23 protein-coding genes are annotated in these 20,070 nt (G+C 70.5%); 10 read left to right on the top strand and 13 right to left on the bottom strand.

Features of this window, described 5'->3' with window-relative positions:
• Positions 1-8 precede the first annotated feature (8 nt).
• The 5 genes from SOM19_RS04460 to SOM19_RS04440 form a co-directional block, all read right to left on the bottom strand.
• A complete protein-coding gene (locus tag SOM19_RS04460; protein WP_320485347.1) occupies positions 9-269 on the bottom strand; it encodes a glutaredoxin family protein in 261 nt (86 codons plus the stop codon).
• A gap of 34 nt (positions 270-303) precedes the next feature.
• Entirely contained in the window at positions 304-597 is a 294-nt protein-coding gene (locus tag SOM19_RS04455) for a rhodanese-like domain-containing protein (protein ID WP_320485346.1), read from the bottom strand.
• Positions 598-663: 66 nt separating this feature from the next.
• The gene (locus SOM19_RS04450; RefSeq protein ID WP_003792170.1) at positions 664-762 is read right to left on the bottom strand and encodes a 30S ribosomal protein bS22; all 99 of its coding nucleotides are present in this window, start codon (positions 760-762) and stop codon (positions 664-666) included.
• An 82-nt stretch (positions 763-844) separates the two neighbouring features.
• Entirely contained in the window at positions 845-1,036 is a 192-nt protein-coding gene (locus tag SOM19_RS04445; protein WP_179439195.1) for an excisionase family DNA-binding protein, read from the bottom strand.
• Positions 1,037-1,134: 98 nt separating this feature from the next.
• The gene (locus tag SOM19_RS04440) at positions 1,135-2,064 is read right to left on the bottom strand and encodes a TetR/AcrR family transcriptional regulator (RefSeq protein ID WP_320485345.1); all 930 of its coding nucleotides are present in this window, start codon (positions 2,062-2,064) and stop codon (positions 1,135-1,137) included.
• A 102-nt stretch (positions 2,065-2,166) separates the two neighbouring features.
• On the opposite strand from SOM19_RS04440, the gene SOM19_RS04435 reads away from it, so the two are divergent.
• Positions 2,167-3,081, top strand: coding sequence for an ATP-binding cassette domain-containing protein (locus SOM19_RS04435; protein ID WP_320485344.1), 915 nt, complete (start codon positions 2,167-2,169; stop codon positions 3,079-3,081).
• The gene (locus SOM19_RS04430) at positions 3,078-3,884 is read left to right on the top strand and encodes an ABC transporter permease (RefSeq protein ID WP_320485343.1); all 807 of its coding nucleotides are present in this window, start codon (positions 3,078-3,080) and stop codon (positions 3,882-3,884) included. Before SOM19_RS04435 ends, SOM19_RS04430 begins: the two co-directional genes overlap by 4 nt.
• 89 nt (positions 3,885-3,973) lie before the next feature.
• Here SOM19_RS04430 and SOM19_RS04425 read toward each other — a convergent pair whose 3' ends face one another.
• Positions 3,974-4,375: an ArsR/SmtB family transcription factor gene (locus SOM19_RS04425; protein WP_320485342.1), complete on the bottom strand. Its 402-nt coding sequence runs from the start codon at positions 4,373-4,375 to the stop codon at positions 3,974-3,976.
• A gap of 67 nt (positions 4,376-4,442) precedes the next feature.
• Between SOM19_RS04425 and SOM19_RS04420 the strand changes: the two genes are divergently transcribed.
• A complete protein-coding gene (locus SOM19_RS04420; RefSeq protein WP_320485341.1) occupies positions 4,443-5,882 on the top strand; it encodes a TrkH family potassium uptake protein in 1,440 nt (479 codons plus the stop codon).
• Positions 5,875-6,546, top strand: a complete 672-nt coding sequence (locus SOM19_RS04415) for a potassium channel family protein (RefSeq protein WP_320485340.1) — start codon at positions 5,875-5,877, stop codon at positions 6,544-6,546. Before SOM19_RS04420 ends, SOM19_RS04415 begins: the two co-directional genes overlap by 8 nt.
• 12 nt (positions 6,547-6,558) lie before the next feature.
• Here the strand turns inward: SOM19_RS04415 and proC are convergent, their stop codons facing one another.
• Positions 6,559-7,401 (bottom strand): pyrroline-5-carboxylate reductase, encoded by an 843-nt coding sequence (gene proC / locus SOM19_RS04410; protein ID WP_320485339.1) that lies wholly within the window; start codon positions 7,399-7,401, stop codon positions 6,559-6,561.
• 84 nt (positions 7,402-7,485) lie between these two features.
• Between proC and SOM19_RS04405 the strand changes: the two genes are divergently transcribed.
• The 4 genes from SOM19_RS04405 (at position 7,486) to SOM19_RS04390 (ending at position 10,841) form a co-directional block, all read left to right on the top strand.
• Positions 7,486-7,890 carry an ArsR/SmtB family transcription factor gene (locus SOM19_RS04405; RefSeq protein WP_320485338.1) on the top strand — a complete coding sequence of 135 codons (405 nt, stop codon included), beginning with the start codon at positions 7,486-7,488 and terminating at the stop codon, positions 7,888-7,890.
• The gene (locus SOM19_RS04400) at positions 7,874-8,566 is read left to right on the top strand and encodes an SRPBCC family protein (RefSeq protein ID WP_320485337.1); all 693 of its coding nucleotides are present in this window, start codon (positions 7,874-7,876) and stop codon (positions 8,564-8,566) included. Before SOM19_RS04405 ends, SOM19_RS04400 begins: the two co-directional genes overlap by 17 nt.
• Before the next feature lie 145 nt (positions 8,567-8,711).
• Entirely contained in the window at positions 8,712-9,824 is a 1,113-nt protein-coding gene (locus SOM19_RS04395; RefSeq protein WP_320485336.1) for an alpha/beta hydrolase, read from the top strand.
• Between the two features lie 51 nt (positions 9,825-9,875).
• Positions 9,876-10,841, top strand: a complete 966-nt coding sequence (locus tag SOM19_RS04390; protein WP_320485335.1) for a cation diffusion facilitator family transporter — start codon at positions 9,876-9,878, stop codon at positions 10,839-10,841.
• Positions 10,842-10,890: 49 nt separating this feature from the next.
• Here the strand turns inward: SOM19_RS04390 and SOM19_RS04385 are convergent, their stop codons facing one another.
• Positions 10,891-11,625, bottom strand: a complete 735-nt coding sequence (locus SOM19_RS04385; RefSeq protein ID WP_320485334.1) for a DUF2306 domain-containing protein — start codon at positions 11,623-11,625, stop codon at positions 10,891-10,893.
• A 150-nt stretch (positions 11,626-11,775) separates the two neighbouring features.
• Between SOM19_RS04385 and SOM19_RS04380 the strand changes: the two genes are divergently transcribed.
• On the top strand, positions 11,776-12,756 hold the full coding sequence (locus tag SOM19_RS04380) for an alpha/beta hydrolase family protein (protein WP_320485333.1): 981 nt from the start codon (positions 11,776-11,778) through the stop codon (positions 12,754-12,756).
• Positions 12,757-12,793: 37 nt separating this feature from the next.
• Here SOM19_RS04380 and tadA read toward each other — a convergent pair whose 3' ends face one another.
• Positions 12,794-13,225 (bottom strand): tRNA adenosine(34) deaminase TadA, encoded by a 432-nt coding sequence (gene tadA / locus SOM19_RS04375; RefSeq protein ID WP_320486659.1) that lies wholly within the window; start codon positions 13,223-13,225, stop codon positions 12,794-12,796.
• A gap of 109 nt (positions 13,226-13,334) precedes the next feature.
• Here tadA and upp point away from each other — a divergent pair, with 109 nt between their 5' ends.
• A complete protein-coding gene (gene upp / locus SOM19_RS04370) occupies positions 13,335-13,967 on the top strand; it encodes a uracil phosphoribosyltransferase (protein WP_320485332.1) in 633 nt (210 codons plus the stop codon).
• A 6-nt stretch (positions 13,968-13,973) separates the two neighbouring features.
• On the opposite strand, the gene SOM19_RS04365 is transcribed toward upp, so the two are convergent.
• The 4 genes from SOM19_RS04365 to SOM19_RS04350 all read right to left on the bottom strand — a co-directional run bounded on the left by SOM19_RS04365 (position 13,974) and on the right by SOM19_RS04350 (position 19,883).
• The gene (locus tag SOM19_RS04365) at positions 13,974-15,248 is read right to left on the bottom strand and encodes a type III PLP-dependent enzyme (RefSeq protein WP_320485331.1); all 1,275 of its coding nucleotides are present in this window, start codon (positions 15,246-15,248) and stop codon (positions 13,974-13,976) included.
• Positions 15,245-15,778, bottom strand: a complete 534-nt coding sequence (locus SOM19_RS04360) for a hypothetical protein (RefSeq protein WP_320485330.1) — start codon at positions 15,776-15,778, stop codon at positions 15,245-15,247. Before SOM19_RS04360 ends, SOM19_RS04365 begins: the two co-directional genes overlap by 4 nt.
• Positions 15,779-15,962: 184 nt before the next feature.
• Positions 15,963-16,283 carry a DUF3467 domain-containing protein gene (locus SOM19_RS04355; protein WP_320485329.1) on the bottom strand — a complete coding sequence of 107 codons (321 nt, stop codon included), beginning with the start codon at positions 16,281-16,283 and terminating at the stop codon, positions 15,963-15,965.
• A 42-nt stretch (positions 16,284-16,325) separates the two neighbouring features.
• Positions 16,326-19,883, bottom strand: a complete 3,558-nt coding sequence (locus SOM19_RS04350; protein WP_320485328.1) for a TM0106 family RecB-like putative nuclease — start codon at positions 19,881-19,883, stop codon at positions 16,326-16,328.
• Between the last annotated feature and the right edge of the window lie 187 nt (positions 19,884-20,070).

The following is a 20,070-nucleotide window of genomic DNA, read 5'->3' as shown; positions in this document are numbered from 1 at the left end:
CCGGCCGCTCAGCCGGGGAGAACCGCGGCGTCGAGTGCGGCGCGGAGCCGGTCGGGAGAGACGCGCCAGTGGCCGTGCAGCGTGCCGTCGATCAGCACGACCGGGATCTTCTCCCACCACAGCGCAAAGAGCGCCGGGTCATCGGCGATCGACAGCTCTTCGACCTCGACGGAGTCCTCCGGCAGGTCGGCGACGACCGTCTCGACGACCTCGCGCGCCACGTCGCAGAGGTGGCAGTCCGGTTTCCCGATCAGGGTGAGTGTCGTCACACCGTCCAGTCTAGGAGCGGGACGGATGCCGGGCTCAGCGCTCGACGGGGAAGCCCGAGGCGATCCAGTCGTTGGTGCCGCCGTCGACGTTCGTGACGTCGTACCCGCGCGCCTCCAGCGCCTCCACGACGCGGCCGGAGCGACCGCCGACGGCGCAGATCACGTCGAACGCTCCGTCGGGGAGCTCGTCGAGGTGCTCGCCGATGGTCGACATCGGCATGTTGACCGCACCCGGGACGCGCCCGGCCGCGAACTCGTCTGGCTCGCGCACATCGATGAGCGGCACATCGATGCGTTCGCGGAGCTCCTGGACGGTGATCGACTTCATGATTCCTCCGGTCGGGGCATACACGAAGCGCCCGTCCGAAGACAGGCGCTTGGTGTCGATGCCGCGTTACTTCTTGTTGCGGCGCTGGTGGCGAGTCTTGCGAAGCAGCTTGCGGTGCTTCTTCTTCGCCATGCGCTTGCGGCGCTTCTTGATGACTGAACCCACGGAAAACCTCACAATGTCGGGGTCTGGGCGCAGCTCGTGCGCGCCCGGGATCGGGCAGATGCGGAAAATGCCTCGTGACAGTCTAGCCGACGTCGGCGATGGGCCGATGCAGGGCCTCGGTCACCGCCGATTCGGGGACGCGGTAGCTGCGGCCGAAGCGCACCGCGGGCAGCTCACCGGAGTGCACGAGCCGGTAGACCGTCATCTTCGAGACGCGCATCAGCTCAGCGACCTCGGCGACGGTCAGGAAGCGCACGTCGGGCAGTTCCGCCATGTGATCCCCTTCCCCAGAGTGCTGTGCCACACTCTAGAGCCTCCGAGGGACGCGTGTAAACCGGTGTGGCCGGTGGGATTGGTGGGACCCGCGGATGCTCAGCCCTCGGGGCGCTGACGCGCTCGCCGCTCCCGAGCCTCGCGCGCCGCCTGGCGCACCGCCCGATGCGCGTCGCGCAGGGTCTTCTCAGCCTCGCGCACGGCCTTCTGCGCCTCGCGGAAGCGCTTGTCGTCCGAGATGTCCTCATCCGCGCGCACGGTCCAGCCCGCACGCTCTGTGCGCTGCCCGTCCTCTACCGCGCTGATGTACCCCGCGACGCCGTCGAGGCTCAGGCCGAGATTGAACGCGAAGGGGTCGGCATCGTCGAGGAAGACTCCCGCCTCGATGGCGGCACGGAGGTCGGGGTACGCATCGGCCGTGATCAGCTGGCGGAACAGGGCGTCCTCGCTGCGCGCGATCTCGACATCGTCGACCTTGCGATCGCGCTCCACCCGCGCATAGCCCGCCAGGACCATGCCCGTCCACCGCGCATGACCGGTGACGAGCAGCATCACCGAGAGTCGCTCCGCATGCGTGAGCGGCGTGTCGGCCAGGGCGTGGAGGCCGGCATCCATCCAGGCCGCGCTGTTGGGCGTCGTGGGTGAGCCGTTGATCGGCACGTCCAGCACCCAGGGGTGCTCGAGGTAGCGCTGCACCTGCTCCCGATAGAGCGCCTGGAGCCTGTCTCGCCAGCCCTCCGCGGTGCGGGTGGCATCCGAGGGGAGCCCGGTCGCCTCCTCCTGCATGAGCAGTACGAGGTCTTCCTTCGCGCTCACGTAGCGGTAGAGCGACATCGGCGTGTAGCCGAGACGGGCCGCGACCGCAGCCATGGAGACGGCCCCCAAGCCATCGGCATCCGCGATCTCGACGGCGGCATCGACGATGAGCTCGACGCTCATCTCGCGCTTGGGTCCGCGCTGCGGGTTGGCGGCGACGCCCCAGGCGAGGGCCACCCCGCGCGGGAGCTCGATGTCCATGGCGTCGGTCATGCCGCCAGTCTAGGACTGTTTATTCCATAAACAGTGTGTTAGCGTCATAAACAGTTTTGGGCGTACACAGCAGTTTGCTCCATACACAGAAGGGACGGTCTCATGACCGAGGACGATCCGCAGCGGGCCATCGATGTGCGCGGTCTCCGCAAGGCGTTCGGAAGACAGGTGGTGCTCGACGGGCTCGATCTCGTCGTCGCGCGCGGCGAGGTGTTCGCACTGCTCGGGCCCAACGGCGCCGGCAAGACCACGGCCATCAACATCCTCACGACCCTCGTGCGTCCCGATGCGGGCAGCGCGGTCGTCGCCGGCGTCGATGTGGTGCGCGACCCCGACGCGGTGAAGCGTCGCATCGGTCTCACCGGGCAGGCGACCGCCGTCGACGACGTGCTCACCGGCACCGAGAACGTCGTCATGCTGGGGCGACTCTCGGGGCTGTCCGCTCGAGCGGCCCGCCGCCGGGCCGCCGAGCTGCTGGCACGCTTCGATCTCACGGATGCTGCAGCCAAGCGCGTCGGCGCGTACTCCGGCGGCATGCGCCGACGCCTCGACCTGGCTCTCAGCTTCGTCGTGACGCCCGAGATCCTCTTCCTCGACGAGCCCACAACGGGCCTCGACACTCGCAGCCGACGAGAGCTGTGGGATGTCATCCGCTCGCTGGCCCAGGCCGGCACCACGGTGTTCCTCACCACCCAGTACCTCGACGAGGCCGATCAGCTCGCCGACCGCATCGCCGTGCTCGACGGCGGCCGGGTCGTCGCCACCGGCACGGCCGCGCAGCTCAAGGCCCGCATCGGAGGCGACACCGTCGAGCTGCACGACGCCCACGGCGAGCTGCTGCACGAGGTCGCCACCGACGGAACGGTCTCCGATCTGCGGCGGGCACTCGATGTGCTGGACGAGTCGGGAGCGGAGGGCGTCGTGAGCCTGCGCCGCCCCAGCCTCGACGACGTGTTCCTCGCTCTCACCTCGCCCGACGCGAGCCGCGCCGAGGCCTCGCTGAAGGAGATCGCATGACCACCCTCACCCTGTCCCCCGACGCGCCCTCCTTGCGGCCTCGCATCTCGGGCCTCGTGGCCGAGACCGTCTTCGTGGGTCGAAGCCTGCGCCACTCGCTGCGCGACGGCGAGTCGCTCCTCATGGCGATCATGCTGCCCGTGCTGCTCATGCTCCTGTTCACGTACGTGTTCGGGGGCGCGATCGACCCGACGGGCGGCTACGTCGACTACGTCGTGCCCGGGATCATCCTGCTGTGCGCGGGCTTCGGTGCGTCGAGCACCGCCGTCTATGTGGCGAGCGACATGAAGGCGGGCATCATCGACCGCTTCCGCACCATGCCGGTGCGCGCGAGCGCCGTGCTCACGGGCCACGTGGTGGCGAGCCTCGCCCGCAACCTCGTCGCGACCGGGCTGGTGGTGTGCGTCGCCCTGATCGTCGGGTTCCGGCCGACGGCCGACGGCTGGGGCTGGGTCGGAGCGCTCGGCATGATCGCGCTGTGGATCCTGGCGATCACGTACCTTTTCGCGGCGCTCGGCCTGGCGTCGAAGAGCCCGGAGGGCGCCAACGCGTACGGCTTCATCATCCTCTTCCTCCCGTACCTGTCCAGCGCGTTCGTCCCGGTCGAGACGATGCCGGAGTGGCTGCGGTGGGTCGCCGAGAACCAGCCGGTCACGCCCATCATCGAGACGATCCGCGCGCTGCTCATGGGCACCACCATGGGCGGTCAGGGCTGGTGGGGCGTCGGGTGGTGCGTCGGCATCCTGGCGGTGTCGTTCGTGTGGGGCGCCTGGCTGTTCCGTCGCAAGGCGGGGCGCCGCTGACGCGAGCCGGCGTTTCGTCTCGTCGCTCCGCTCCTCACTCAACGACCGGGATCCGCGGTCGTTGAGCGAGCGCAGCGAGACGAAACGGGTCAGCGGCCGGGGAGCTTCTTGAACGCGTTCGTCACGGCGTACTTGGCGGAGGCCGCGGCCCGGCCGAAGACCTCGGCGGCGTGGGCGGCCGATTCCGTCAGGGTCGACTCACCGCCCAGGTCGTCCTGGTCGTCGAGGAACGGGATGAGCCAGTCGTCGACCTCGTCGAGCGGCGCCGACGAGAGACTGTAGTAGCGGTGCTGCCCGTCCTCGCGCACCGAGACGAGGTGCGCCTCGCGCAGCACCTTGAGGTGCTTCGACACCGTCGGCTGACTCGCTCCGAGCTCGTGCACGATGTGCGACACGCTGGTGCCGCGCTCTCCCGAGGTGGCGCGATCGAGCAGGAGTCGCAGGATGTCGCGACGAGTGCCGTCCGCGATCACGTCGAAGATGTCCGCCATGTGCTCAGATTAGTCGGGAGCCCCGCGGAGTACCATGACGGGAGTTTCGTGGCGAAAGGGGCGACGGATGTCGACTGACCCGACCGGGTCGATCGTGCGCCGCGTGCCATCGGCACTGAGGTCCGCATGGGATCGGCTCCGCAATCTGACGACCTCCTCGCCCGCCCGATTCGCGGTGCTCGTCTTCGGATCGCTGGTCCTGCTGTTCACCGCGCTGCTGTCGCTGCCGGCCGCCAACACCGACGGCCGGCGCCTGCCACTGGCGGACGCCCTCTTCACCGCCGTGTCGACGATCTGCGTGACGGGGCTCTCCACGGTCGACATCGCGTCGACGTTCTCGCCCTTCGGCAAGACCGTGATCTTCATCGGCGTCAACATCGGCGGCATGGGGGTGCTGACACTCGCGTCGATCCTCGGGCTCGTCATCTCCAAGCGCCTCGGCCTGCGCGCCAAGCTCATCGCCGCGAGCGACTCCAACCCGCTGCGCACCCATGGCGGACCGGTGAACGAGGGACAGACCGTACGACTGGGCGAGGTGGGCACGCTGCTGCGCACGGTGGCCCTCTCGACGCTCCTCATCGAGGCGCTGGTGGCGCTCGCGCTGTACCCCTCGCTCGTCTTCGCCGGAATCAGCCCACTCGAGGCCCTCTGGGAGGCGCCGTTCTACGCGGCGATGGCGTTCACGAACACGGGCTTCACCCCGAATCCGGGCGGACTCGTGCCCTTCGCGGACGACTACTTCCTGCTGACGGTCCTGATGGCGGGCGTTTTCCTCGGAAGCATCGGATTCCCGGTGATCTACACGCTGTGGAAGCACTACTGGCACGTGCGACGCTGGACGCTGCACGCGAAGCTGACCCTCATCACCACCACGCTGCTGTTCGTCGCCGGCGCCGCTGCTTTCCTCATCCTCGAGTACAACAACCCCAAGACGTTCGGCTCCATGAGCGCGTGGGACACGACGTTCCAGGCGTTCTTCCTGTCCGCGATGACTCGTTCCGGGGGATTCTCCGTCGTCGACATCGGGGGGCTGCACGGCTCCTCGCTCGTGGTGGGCTCCATGCTGATGTTCGTCGGCGGCGGATCGGCCTCGACCGCCGGCGGGATCAAGGTCACCACGCTCGCGGTGCTCGCGCTGGCCGTCTTCTCCGAGGCGAAGGGCCGTCAGTCCGTCGAGTCGTTCGGCCGCCGCATCCCGAGCGACGTCCAGCGGGTCGCCCTCTCGGTCGTCGCGTGGGGGGCCACCATCTGCGCTCTCTCGACCATCACCATCGCGCAGATCAGCCAGGCCGACGTCTCCGACGTGCTCTTCGACGTGATCTCCGCCTTCGGCACGGTCGGCCTGTCGACGGGGCTCACCGCCGAACTGACCGACCCGGCCGTATACGTCATGGCCGCGACGATCTTCATGGGCCGCATTGGTACAGTGACTCTCGCCGCGGCGGTGGCCGCGACATCCCGTTCGCAGCTGTACTCGCTGCCGGTGGAAAGGCCGATCGTTGGTTGAGCGGATCAGGAGCGACGCTCCCGTCCTGGTGATCGGGCTCGGGCGGTTCGGCGCCGCGTGCGCGGGCGAGCTGGATCGACTCGACCGCGAGGTGCTCGCGATCGACGAGAGCCTCGAGCTCGTGCAGAAGTGGTCCGAGCGCGTCACGCACACCGTGCAGGCGGACGCCAAGAACATCGACGCGCTGAAGCAGATCGGCGCGCAGGACTTCCAGGTGGCCGTGGTCGCGGTCGGGTCGTCGATCGAGGCATCCGTCCTCATCACCGCCAATCTGGTCGACCTCAAGGTCCCGCAGATCTGGGCCAAGGCCGTCTCGCAGTCGCACGGCAAGATCCTCGCCCGCGTCGGCGCCAATCACGTCATCTACCCCGAGCGGGAGGCGGGCGAGCGCGTCGCGCACCTGGTGAGCGGCCGGATGCTGGACTTCATCCGCTTCGACGACGACTTCGTGCTCGCGAAGATGTACCCGCCGAAGTTCATCCGCGGCGTCGGCCTGAACGAATCGGGCGTGCGCACGAAATACAACGTCACCGTCGTCGGCGTGAAGAGCCCCGGCAAGCCGTTCCGCTACGCCGAGGCGAACACGATCGTGACGAACCACGACTTGATCATCGTCTCGGGGACGAACGTCGACATCGAACGGTTCGCAGCCCTCGACCGCTGAGCGACGGCGACGTCAGGAACCGGCCGCGAGCTCCTTCGCCCGTGCGAGCGCGGCGTCGGTCGCCCGCACGAAGACGTCGTCGAAGCGCGCCTCCTGCAGCACGGCGATGGCCCGTTCGGTCGTGCCCTTGGGGCTGGTGACCCGGCGGCGGAGCTCGGCCGGGTCGTGGGCGGATGCCTCGAGCAGCGCCGCGGCGCCGATGAAGGTCTGCTCGGCCAGGATCCGGGCATCGGACTCCGAGAAGCCCTTGCCCATCGCCGCCTTCGTGAACTCCTCCACCACGAGGAAGAAGTAGGCCGGGCCGGAGCCCGAGATCGTCGACAGCGGGTCGATCTGCGCCTCGGGAACCTCGACCACCGTGCCGACCGTCTCGAACAGCCGGCGCACGAGCCCGACCGCCGTCGCATCGGCGTGGGTGCCGGCGGCGATCCCGGTCACGCCCCTGCCGACGAGGGACGGCGTGTTCGGCATCGAGCGCAGCACCCGGACGTCGGCGGGCAGGATCGACTCGAAGGTCGCGATCGTCACCCCTGCGGCGAGGCTCACCACGATCGTCCCCGGACGGAGCACCGGGGCGATCTCGCGCAGCAGGTCCGGGACCATGACCGGCTTGACGCCGATGAGGACGATGTCGGCCGCGGCCGCGGCATCCGTGTTCCCCGTGGGTCGCGCGTCCAGCGCGATGCTCGTCACTCCGGCGAGCGGTGCCAGTTCGTCGGCCTTCGCCGCGGTGCGGTTGGTTGCGGTGACGCCGCCGGCGGCGAGGCCGGAGCGCACGAGGCCGTGCAGGATGGCGCCGCCCATCGAACCGGCACCGAGGATGGCGATCGGGGGAAGCATGGAGCTGTCGGTCATGGCGCCATCCTACGAGCGGCCGGCTCCGGCATCCGGGTTCCTTCGCTCTTGACTTATATAAGCAGCAGCGCAACAATGGAACCCATGCACGCACTCGATGTCCTCGGAGACCCGGTGCGGCGACGACTTCTCGAACTGCTGGCCGACGGCGAGCACAGTGCGGGCGAGCTCGGCGAGACCGTTCAGCGCGAGTTCGGGATCTCCCAGCCCGCCGTGTCGCAGCATCTCCGCGTGCTGCGCGACGCTGGCTTCGCGACATCCCGCCCCGACGGCACCCGGCGCCTGTATGCGATCGACCCGGCCCCGCTCGAGGCTGCGGCGGACTGGTTCGATCCGTTCCGCCGGCTGTGGCAGCCGCGACTCGACGCCCTCGGCACCGAGCTCGCACGCGGCCGCCGGGCACGGCGGCCTCCTGCCGAGCCGCCCGTCACAGTCGCCGAGCCCGACGGGTCGACGGACGAACCCTCACCTGATGACAAGGAGAACTGACATGGTGGATGTGAACGCGCAGATCGACGCGGTGGACCGCTCGGTGCGCACGATCGATGTGGACGGCGAGCCGGCGCGCGTGCAGAGCCTCACCCAGCGCTACCCCTCGGGGCTCGACGACGTCTGGGATGCCGTCACCTCGCCCGAGCGGATCGCCCGGTGGTTCCTGCCCGTCTCCGGCGACCTGAAGCTGGGCGGCCGATATCAGCTCGTCGGCAACGCCGGCGGCGAGATCCTCGAGTGCGCACCCCCGCAGGGCCATGCCGCGCGCTATCGCGTCACCTGGGAGTACGGCGGCGGGATGTCGTGGCTCGAGATCGCCCTGACTGGGGAGGACGACGAGTCCACGACGCTCGAGCTCATCCACACCGCGCGGGTCGCGGAGGTCCCTCCCGGGTTCTGGGAGCTCTACGGGCCGGGGGCGACGGGGGTCGGCTGGGATCAGGGGCTGCTCGGCCTGGCGATGCACCTGCGGGGCGGCGAGCGCATCGCGCCGGAGGACGCCGAGGCGTGGATGGTCGGCGCAGAAGGCAGAGCGTTCTCCCGCGCTGCGGCCGACGGGTGGGCGGCTGCGCAGGTCGCCGACGGCGGGGATCCCGCCGCGGCGGCGAGCGCGGCACACGCGACGTATCTCTTCTACACGGGGCAGTCGGGCGACGAGGCGCCGGAGGCCTGAGCGGCCGGACGGTTGACGCGCGTGGGCGCGCGCCGGGGCCGCGGCATCCGGAACCTGAAAGCCGATTCACGACGACCCGAGGCAGGTCTATAGTCGAGTCAGCGGGGGCGTGGGTGCTCCGGCGTGGACAGCGGAGGACCCGATCATGACGCTCTTCGAAGGCATCACGCAGCGCATCGTGGAGACGCCCCGGCTCAGCGTCAACATCCTCGAGCGCACCGGAGACGACCCGGCGACGCCGTCGGAGCGCACCCTCGTCCTCGTGCACGGGAATGTCTCGTCCGCCCTCTTCTGGCAGCCCTTGATGCAGGATCTGCCCGGTGACCTCCGCGTCGTCGCCATCGACCTGCGGGGGTACGGCGGCACCGAGCACGCGCCGGTCGATGCGACCCGTGGCGTCCGCGACTACAGCGACGACGTGCACGAGACGCTGGTCGAGCTCGGCATCCCCACCGCCCATCTCGTCGGCTGGTCCCTGGGGGGCGGTGTGGTGATGCAGTACGCGCTCGACCACCCGGTGCTGAGCCTCACCCTCGAGTCCCCGGTGTCGCCGTACGGGTTCGGCGGAACGCGGCGCGACGGCTCGCGGCTCACGGACGACGACGCCGGCTGTGGAGGCGGCGGCGGCAACCCCGACTTCGTGCAGCGCCTCATCGACCACGACCGATCCGACGAGGCGCCGACGTCGCCGCGCAACGTGTTCCGCTCCGTCTACGTCGCGCCCGGGTTCCGCACCGAGCACGAGGACGAGTGGGTGGAGTCGATGCTCACCACGTCCACCGCCACCGGCAACTACCCCGGCGACGGCGTGCCGAGCGCGAACTGGCCCGGCTTCGCCGCCGGCACCGTGGGAGTCCTCAACACCCTGGCGCCGCAGTACTACGACGTGTCGGGCATCACGGACCTCGCCGACAAGCCCCCGGTGCTGTGGATCCACGGCACACTCGATCCGATCGTGTCAGACGCCTCCGTCTACGACTTCAACAATCTCGGCAAGCTCGGCATCGTCCCCGGCTGGCCGGGCGACGAGGTCGCGCCGCCGCAGGAGATGGTGTCGCAGATGCGGGACGTGCTGGACCGCTACTCGGCGGCCGGTGGGCGCGTCACCGAGCTCCGTCTCGAGGGCGTCGGGCACACGCCGCACCTGGAGCGCCCGGCGGAGTTCCGCCACGCCCTGCTGACGGTGATCGGGTACGTGGCTGCGACGTCGCAGCCCGCCCCGCCGACGGAGGCGATCATCCTCAAGTCCGCTGACTGATCCCGCTCCGCGGGATCGGAAACGAGGGCGCGGCATCCGTAGACTCATCGCATGAGTGCATCGGGCGGCGGCAAAGCGATCATCGCGGCGTTCCTGGCGAATATGGGAATCGCCCTGGCGAAGTTCGTCGCGTGGATTATTTCAGGGTCGGCATCGATGCTCGCCGAGGCGATCCACTCCGTCGCCGATTCCGGCAATCAGCTCCTGCTCCTCCTCGGCGGCCGGCGCGCCAAGCGCGCGGCCGACCGGGAGCACCCCTTCGGCTACGGCCGCGAGCGCTACGTATACGCCTTCGTCGTCTCGATCATCCTGTTCTCGGTCGGCGGCCTGTTCTCGATCTACGAAGGCATCGAGAAGATCACTCACCCGCACGAGGTGACCAACTACTGGGTGCCTATCGCGGTGCTGATCATCGCCATCGTGCTGGAGTCGTTCTCCCTGCGCACCGCGATCAGGGAGAGCAACCATGTCCGCGGCAAAGGACAGTCCTGGGTGTCGTTCGTGCGGCACTCGAAGGCGCCGGAGCTGCCCGTCGTCCTGCTCGAAGACATCGGCGCGCTGATCGGACTGGTGTTCGCGCTCTTCGGCGTCGGCATGACCTGGATCACCGGGAATCCGCTGTTCGACGCTCTCGGGACACTCATGATCGGCACGCTGCTGATCATCATCGCGATCGCCCTCGGCATCGAGACGAAGAGCCTCCTCGTCGGAGAAGGGGCGACGGATGCCGATGTCGACCGCATCGTGAGCGCCATCACCGACGGACCCGAGATCCAGAAACTGATCCACATCAAGACGCTGTACCTCGGACCCGACGAGCTCATGGTCGCCGCAAAGCTCGGGTTCCACTCCGACAAGCCGCTCGCCGCGGTCGCCGCGGACATCGACCGCATCGAGCAGCGTGTCCGGGCAGCGGTTCCCACCGCGCGCGTCATCTACTTCGAGCCCGACATCTACCGCCCCGGCGACGACCCGGCTCCCCCGACGGAGGAGTTCGTCATCCGCTCCGCGGACTGACCGCACCCGCCGGCGCTCCGGCAAACAGTGACCCCGCCGCGGCCGCGGCTCACGCCCGCGCCAGCGGCAGGCGGTACGAGGGAAGGCCCCGACGGCGGATGAGCCACTCCGCAAAGACCAGGTTGGGCAGCCAGCACAGGAAGGGCACGGCCGCGTAGGCGTTCGCGAAGGCCTCGTCGAACTCCCACGGCAGGCCGAGGAGCAGCGGCGCCAGCAGCAGCAGGGGCAGCCACACCCGCAGCATGACGCCGGCGTAGGTCAGCGCATAGTTGCGAATCATCCAGGCCTGGTGGCCGGCGATGTCGCGCCGGCGGATAGCCCGGTACGCGCGCCAGGCGGTCGCGAGCCACAGCACGGCGAGTGCGCTGAAGCCGAAGAAGCCCACGTAACCGGCCGGGCTCGAGGGGGCGATGATCAGCCCGCCGACGGCGCCGACCGCGACGCCCGCCAGGTAGATCCGGCCGAGCCAGCGATGCACCTTCGGCGCGCGGGTGCGCAGGCCCCGCCAGAACTGGAGGGCACCGAGGACGAGGGCGACGGCGCTGCCCGCGATGTGGACGTAGAGGGCGGCCTGCACGAACGGCGAGGTCTCGGCGTAGGTCGGGGCGAGCCCCACGTCGTCCCCGGCGAGCTCGCGCAGCGACACCGTGAAGTAGGGGACGGCCGAGTACGCCCCCACGGCCAGGGCCGTGAGCAGCACGAATGTCCACGCGACGCGGCTTCCCGCCCGCCCCGGTGCAGTGGCGAGCGGTGCGGTACGGACGGGTTCGATGAGGCGGGTCACGCCTGTCACGCTAGGTCCGCGGCGGATGCGGCGGGCAGGGTGCTGGCCCCCCGATGCGGCTCGTGCTGGCCCCCCGATCGGCGACGCCGCACCTCTGTTCCCCCGGCGTGGGCGGGAGTACGATTCGCACATCGATTGCGGGGGTGAGCCATGCCCGTCGAACTCCTCGCGCGCGTCTCAGGCGCCGCCGTCTCCCTGGTGGTCGTCGCGCTGGCGCTCGGCGGATGCAGCGCCGCTGCGCCCTCACCCAGCCCGCTCGATGTGTCGCTGCCGGCTGCTCCGACGCTCCGCTCGCTCATGGACGGCGCCGCAGAGCAGCCCGCGTTCGAACTCGTGGAGGAGACGACGGACTTCGACGGCGACCACGCCGAGGTGGTGACGTACCGCAGCGGCGGCCTCGAGATCCAGGCCGTCATCCGCCGACCGGTATCCGGTGCGGACGACAGCCCGGCGATCGTGCTGCTCCACGGCGACGTCGATCCCGACGAGTACTCCGGACTCACCGCGTACGACGGATTCGCCGACGAATTCGTCCAGCGCGGGTACGTCGTCGTCGTGCCGGATCTGCGCAACCACGGCGACTCGGACGACGACCCGACCTGGGAGACCGACATGGACGTCGGCTCGACGCTGGACGCGATCAACGCGGCACGCGCCACCGCGGCGGATCCGATGGTGGACCCGTCCCGCGTCGCGGTGGTCGGGCACTCGCACGGGGGCGGGGTGGCGGTGGCCGTCGCGGTGGCGGCACCGGATGCCGCCGCCGCGTTCGCGGCCGCCGCACCGTCGCACACCTCGCCGTGGGAGAACATCGAGCGATTCGCGGCGGGGACCCCGTACTTCGAGACGGTGGTCGCCGCGCACGGCACGCCCGCGCAATCCCCCGAGTACTGGCGCGACGTGTCGTCGCTGACCTTCGTCGATCGCGCGACCGCCCCGCTGCTCATCGTTCACGGCACCGAGGATGAGATCGCACCGCTCGAATGGTCGGAAGACCTGAGCGCTGCGTGGAGCGCGGCAGGCAAGGACGCCACGCTGGTCACGATCCCCGGCGCCGACCACTTCTTCGAACCGGACGGCGCGGCCCTGTTCGATGCCATGGGCGATTTCCTCGCCGAGCAGATGCCCTGACGGCCGTTCTTCGAGACGATCGCGGGCTCTCCGCGGGTCAGCGCCGCACGTCGAAGAACGCCCGCAGCAGAGCGGATGCCTCGGCCGCGCGGACGCCGGCGACGACCTCCGCCCGGTAGGGCAGGCGCCGATCGCGGACGACGTCGTAGACCGAGCCCGCGGCGCCGGCCTTCTCGTCCCAGGCGCCGAACACCAGCCGCGAGATCCGCGACTGCAGCACCGCCCCGGCGCACATCACGCACGGTTCCAGGGTGACCACGAGCGTGCACCCCTCGAGGTTCCACGAGGCCCGGGATGCCGCAGCCTGCCGCAGGGCCACCACCTCGGCGTGCGCGGTGGGATCGTGGTCGACCTCGCGGAGGTTGCGGCCCTCGCCGATCACCTGGCCCGCGGCATCCGTCACCACGGCTCCCACCGGGACGTCGCCGGCTGCGCCCGCGGCGTCGGCGAGGGCCAGCGCCCGCTCCATGGCGGCGAGGTCGGCGGGATCGAAGCTCACAGCACGAGCGTACGACCGGCGGGCCCGGCGGCGCACACATCGCCCTCGGCGGCGGCCCGCCAGCCACTACCCTGGGCGTATGCGCCTGCACGTCGCCGACCACCCGCTCATCACCCACAAGCTCACGGTGCTGCGCGACCAGCGCACCTCGTCGCCGGTATTCCGGCAGCTCACCGAGGAGCTCGTCACGCTTCTCGCCTATGAGGCCACCCGCAATGTCCGGGTGTCGCCGATCGAGATCCAGACACCCGTCACCACGACGACCGGCGTCAAGATCAGCGAGCCCCGGCCCCTGGTCGTGCCGATCCTGCGGGCCGGCCTCGGCATGCTCGAGGGCATGGTGAAGCTCATCCCCACCGCCGAGGTCGGCTTCCTGGGCATGGTGCGCAACGAGGAGACGCTCGAGCCCTCCACCTATGCCGAGCGCCTCCCCGACGACCTGAGCGATCGGCAGTGCTTCGTGCTCGACCCGATGCTGGCCACGGGCGGCTCACTCGGCGCCGCCATCGAGTTCCTGTTCGCGCGCGGCGCGCAGGACGTGACCGCGATCTGCCTCCTCGGCGCCCCCGAGGGCGTCGCCGCCATCGAGAAGCAGGTCGACGGTCGGGACGTGACGCTCGTGCTCGGTGCGATGGATGAGCGCCTCAATGAGAAGGGCTACATCGTGCCCGGGCTCGGCGATGCCGGGGATCGGCTCTACGGAACCGTCTGACCCCGTTCAGACGATGGCGACCGTGCGGCGATCGGATGCCCCGACGGCCGTCACCTCGCCGGTCACGAGCCCTCGGCCCATGACCGCGATGGGCGTCAAGGGGCGCCCGTTGAAGCGCGTGGCGGTCACGGTCGTGTAGGCGCCCATCGTGGGACTCACGAGCAGGTCGCCGACGACGAGGTCGGGCAGCAGCACCTCGTGGGCGATCACGTCGGACGAGTCGCACGTCGGGCCGCTCAGGGTCGACCAGCGGTGGGAGGCGGCATCGGAGGCGCCGTCGTTCAGCTCCCGCTCCGCGAAGACGAGCGGGTGCACGTCCTCGGCGACGACGTTGGAGTACGAGCCGTACACGCCGTCGTCGAGGTAGTACCAGCGCCCGTCGCCCCGCTCGGCGACGCCGACGACGCTGGTGACGAGGGTCATGGCGTCGGCGACCAGCACGCGTCCGGGCTCGGCGATGATGTCGAGCCGTCCGACGTGGGGCTGCAGGAGCGGGCGGATGCGATCGGCGACCTCGTCGATCGACGCCACGGCGGAGTCGTACGCGACCGGGAAGCCTCCCCCGATGTCGAGGGTGTCGAAGCGCACGCGCAGCCGGCGCTCGAGGTCGTCCATGAGGGCGAGGGTCTCGGCGACGGCGTCGGCGAAGCGCTCGGGGTCGTCGAGCTGGCTGCCGACGTGGAAGCTGAACCCGGCCACGCGCACGCCGAGGTCGCGCGCCCGGGCGACGAGGCGCTCGGCCTCGAACGGGCCGACACCGAACTTGCTGGACAGGTCGCTCTTGGCGTGCGGGCTGCGGTACGACAGCCGCACGAGCAGGCGCACGTCGCGGGGCGCGTCGATGAACTTGGCCAGCTCGACGTCGTTGTCGACGACGAACGTGCGCACGCCGAGCGCGAGCGCCTCGGCGATCTCGGACGGCTTCTTGATCGGGTGGGTGTGGATGACCCTGCTCGGGTCGACACCGCGGCGGGTGAGCTGCGACAGCTCTTCGCCGGTGGCGACGTCGAACCCGCACCCCTCGTCGGCGAGGATGCCGATGACCGCGTCGTGCGAGAGCGCCTTGACGGCGTAGTGGAACCGCACGAACGGCAGGGCGTCGCGGAGCCGCCGGTACTGGCGCCGCACGCGCTCCGGATCGAGCAGCAGCACCGGCGTCCCGTGCAGCGCGACGGCGGCACGTCCCGAATCGGTGGAGAGCAGAGCGGATGCCTCGGCCCGCCGCCGATCGATCAGGTTGCGGGTCGCGCGCCGGTCCGCCCGGGTGGCCGCCTCATTCATGCGACACGCTCCCCCGGACGGGCGGCGTCGCGCAGTCCGGTCCTCGCGGTGACGGTGAAGGCCCCGGCCGCGATGGCGTAGAAGATGACGTCGGCGACGACCTTCCCCACGAGCAGTCCCCACAGCGGGTCGGCGAAGAGCCAGACCCCGGCCATCAGCGCGGCGGGACGGATGAGCAGGGTGTCGAGCAGTTCGGCGACGCCGAACTCGGCGACCAGGAGCATCATCGTGCGTGTAAGGGCCACCCCTCGAGTGCGCGATGCCGGCGCCTGCTCGATGTAGATCGTGAAGGCGAGCACCAGATAGAAGCCGACGAATTCGCCGAGCAGGGCCGCCAGCGCGATGAGCGCGGGGCTGTCGGTCCACAGCGTGGCGAGCAGACCTGCCATCACCATCGCGGCCGTGCCGACGATCTCTGCGGGCAGATAGCGCGTGATCCAGAAGACGATGCCGCGCCCGCGGCCGGGGGCCGCGGCATCCGCTCGGTCCGGTGTCTCCTCGACGGCGATGTCGTGGGCGATCGTGGTCATGTCGCACCCCCTTCCCCGTGAGAGAGGGGTGGGGCGGGAACGTGATACCTCGACAAGACGGTGCGGCATCCGCCCCTCGCCGAACGAATGCCGCACCCGCGCCTCTGCGACGCACCGTCAGGCTACGCGGGCGAAATCCATGGACGTACGGGGTTGACAGGCTCCCGCTGGACGTCTAGCGGTGTCAGGTGTCGAGGAGCGGGCCCTGCGGATTGCGCCGCCCGGTCTCCTGCTCCCAGAACTCCAGCTGCTGCGTGAGCGCCTTCGCGAGTTCGAAGACCTGCTCGGGAGGGATGCGGATGCGGCTGACCACGCGCGCCGGGACGATGGTGTGGCTCTCCCCGGTCTCGGGGTCGACCTGCTCCCGCGGCGGCTGGGCGAGTGTGAGGAAGTCCATGACGAACACCGTGGGGGTGTGCCAGACGTTCGCGAAGTCGGCGTAGTTGCCGCCGATGTGCTCGGGGGGCAGATCGATCTCGAACTGGCGAGGAACTTCGTCGGCCATGGATGCCTCCTGGGTCGCTGTGTGCGCGAGTCTACGCGCGCCTCAGCCGCGACCGACCAGTCGCGCGAAACCGCTGAGCCGGGCGACGCCCTCGGGCGTATACGGCAGATCGTCGAGCAGGGCGGGTGAGTGGACGAGGTACGCGGTGTGCTTGGCGCGGGAGATGGCGACGTTGAGCCGATTGCGCAGCAGCAGGAACTCGAGTCCGCGCGGCGCGTCGCGCCCGGACGACGCGGCGAGCGACACGATGGCGACCGCGGCCTCCTGCCCTTGGAACTTGTCGACGGTGCCGACGGGGACGTCGCGGTAGCCGGCGGCGGCGAGCGCCTCCTCCACGGCGACCTGCTGAGCGTTGTAGGGCGTGACGACGATGATGTCGCGCTCGCCCACGGGCCGCGCGGCCATCGGAGTCGTCGCACCGGCGTCGTCCACCTCGATGTCGGCCCACGGCCGGCCGATCAGGCCGCGGACGATGTCGACCACCGCCGCCGCCTCTTCCAGCGACTGCGTGGCGTTGCCGTGGTGACGCAGCGGCACCGGATGCAGCCCGGGCTCGACCCCGTCGAGCACCCGGAGCGCCGTCAGGGGGTGGGCGGCGAGCTCGCCGCGGTACGACAGCAGCGACACCGGAGCGGCGACGGCGGGATGCATGCGCCACGTGCGGGCGAGGAAGTACCCGTACTCGGGCGGGATGACGTCGGCGCCGTCCATGACCCAGCCGAGCGCCGACGTGTCGACCGGCTCGGGGTGGGTGCCCTGGCTCACCTGGGGCAGCTGCTGCGGATCGCCGAGGAGCAGCAGCCGCGACGAGGCGAGCGATACGGCGATCGTCGAGGCCAGCGAGAACTGACCCGCCTCGTCGATCACGAGGAGGTCGAGGTCGCCTCGGGGGATGCGCGCCTGGTGGCTGAAGTCCCACGCCGTGCCTCCGACGACGTAGCCCGACTCGGTGCGCTCGGCCGTGAACTCCGCGATCCCGTTCTTGCGCAGCGGCGTGAACGGATACTCCTCGCGCTCGATCTTCGGCGCCTTGCCCACGAGCTCTTTCGCGACACCCGCCGCGACGATCCGCTCCAGCATGTTCTCGACCACCGCGTGCGACTGCGCGACCACGCCCACCTTGAAGCCGCGCTCCGCGACCAGCCGTGCGATGACGTGGGATCCGACGTAGGTCTTGCCGGTGCCGGGCGGTCCTTGCACGGCCAGGTAGCTGCGGTCGAGGTCGGCCACGGCCCGCACGATGGCGTCGACGTCGTCGCCGGTCGATGCCGGGAGGCCGCCGGTCAGCGTGCGCGGCGGACGGCGGCACAGGATGTCGGTCGCCGGGTCGGCGGGAAGGACGGGCGCGGCCTCGGCCACGGCATCGGCCCAGGCGTCGATCGCGAGCTGCTGGTTGCCCGCCGAAGGCGGAGCCGCCGGCGTGAGCGCGATCGGGAGCGTGGACCAGGTGACACCATCGACCGCGGTCTCCTCGATGATCGCTCCGTCGTCGAGCACCTCGAGAACCGACACGGATCGGTAGGAGTGGATCCAGCGGGGAGATGCCTCGAAGGGGTAGGGCGCCGGCAGCTCGTAGAGGGCGAAGGGGCTCGTCCCCTTGCCGAGCCGCGTGCCCGGCGCGAGCTCCCCCCGGATCTCGACCGTGCGGCGCTCTCCTCCGCGACCGCTCTCGGCGAAGTGCCAGTCCTCGACCACGCGCGAGCGCGCGGGGTCGACGACGGCCACATCGCGCGTCTCCTCCCACAGCGGCACGGGCTCGCGCAGCCGCAGGAAGTGCGTCGCCCAGAAGGTCTTCGCCTCGCGCGGGTAGTAGTCGATGGCGGCCGCGCCCAACCGGAGCGACTGCGCATCGGCCGAGTCGGCCGGGTGCTGCAGCGCGAGCGCCTCGAGCGAGAGCGCGCGCGGCGAGGGCTCGTAGGCGCGCTCGTCCGGCTCGGGATTGGGCGAGGGGCGCAGGCCGGCGTCGCGCGCGCGATCGACGAGCCAGTCACGCAGACGCCGCGTCGAGACGCAGTCGTACCTGTTGTAGTCGGCGAGGTCGTCGAGGATCTCCTGCGCGGCGGCGGTGTCGCCGTCGGATGCGAGAGCCCGCGCCTCGACGTAGCGGACGATGGAGTCGTCGCCCTTCTGTACGTCACTGGTGCGCACCTCGGCGCCCATGTAGAGCGGCTCGAGCTTCTTGATCGAGTACGACCGCGAGCCGACCCGCAAAGCCCGCCGCACGACCGGGTAGAGGTCGACGAACACGCCGTCGCGCAGCAGCCGGTCGACGTCGCTCTCGCGCACGCCGTGGCGCGCGGCCATGGCAAGCAGGTGCGACGGCTCGTACGGCGCGTAGTGGTAGATGTGCATGCCGGGGTGCTGCTGACGTCGCAGATTGACGATGTCGAGGAACGTCTCGAGCGCGCGCTTCTCGTCGGCGAACGAGTGCGCCCACAGGGCGGTGTACTGCTCACGGTCGTCGACCCAGCCGAACAGGTAGTCGATGCCCCACTGGACCGCCTCGCCCTCGCGCCCGGGCGGATTCGCCTCGGTGTGCAGCGGGTCGCCCTCGAAGTCGAAGAACAGATCACCGTGGTCGGGCCGGGGCAGGGCACCGAGCGCCGTCGGCGCGACTACCTCGAACGTCGGGACCGCGGGCGCGACGGCCGCGCCGGGAGCCGGCGGCGCGTGGGGGGTCACCAGCGGCGGCGTGCCGGCCGGGCTCTCGAGCTGCAGACGGGCCTGGGTGCGCAGCATCACGAAGGTGTCGGGGTTCATCCCGGAGGGGCCCGACGGAGCACTCGCGAGCTCTTCGATCGTGCGGACGCCCGACGTGCGCAGGCGATCGCGCTGCACCGGACGCATGCCCGCCACGAGAAGCAGGTCGCGCGCTGCGACGACCTCGGCGTCGCAGGTGGCACAGCGCCCGCAGGCGATGATGCCGAGGTCGCCGCGCGGGTCGCCCCACGCGATGGCCTCGCCCGCCGAGCCCAGGTCGAGCCGGCGATCGGCGATGAGGGCCGCGAGCCGCTCGCGGCGCAGCCGGAACACGGGCATGAGGTCGTCGACCTCGTGCTCGCTCACGCTGCCGTCGCCGAGCAGCAGCTCGACCCGATCGGCACGGGGCACCCCGAGGCGGTCGAGCTGATCCACGTAGGCCGCGAGCTGCATGAGCGCCGTGACGCGCGCGTGACGCGCCAGCTTGGTGTCCTGCACGATCCAGCGGTCGTCGGCATCGCGCACCAGGAAGTCGGCGAACCCGACGAAGTCGTTCGTCGCGAACGCCGCCTGGTAGACGACGACCGCGTCGGCGGACGCCAGCGCCGCGTCGGTGAGGGCCACCGCGTCGGCCAGGGCCGCGGCATCCGACGATCGCGCCTCGGGGATGACAGCCACCCGGTCGCCGTAGCGTTCGACGTAGTCGGCGAGCACCCGGCGCTCGTGGGCCGTGCCGAGGCGCCCGGCGCGCTCGAGCGTGAGGTCTTCGGGCTCTTCGACCGCCGCCACGCGGCCCAGCCGGGCGTCGATCGCGCGCAGCCACGCGAACTCGCACTCGGCGGCGGACTTGAGGTCGCTCGCACTCCAGACGATCCGGCCCTCATCTTCGATGTATCGCATGCCCGCCTTTCTCACACGACCATAGCCGCGCCTTCCGACACCCCCGCTCGCGGCCGCCTCGCCCTCTTGCCTGGCCCGCCCCGCTCCCTGCCCTCTCCGCTTCTCCCCGTCGCTCCGCTCCTGTCGCGCCGAGTCGCCAAGACACGCCGGGTCGCCGCCCCTCCATACGGCGTGTCTTGGCGACTCA

The sequence above is a fragment of the Microbacterium sp. CFBP9034 genome, assembly GCF_034045255.1.
In the GTDB taxonomy this organism is placed as follows: Bacteria; Actinomycetota; Actinomycetes; order Actinomycetales; family Microbacteriaceae; genus Microbacterium.
Note: the sequence above shows the minus strand (reverse complement) of the source record. Positions and strands in the feature narration are given on the sequence as shown.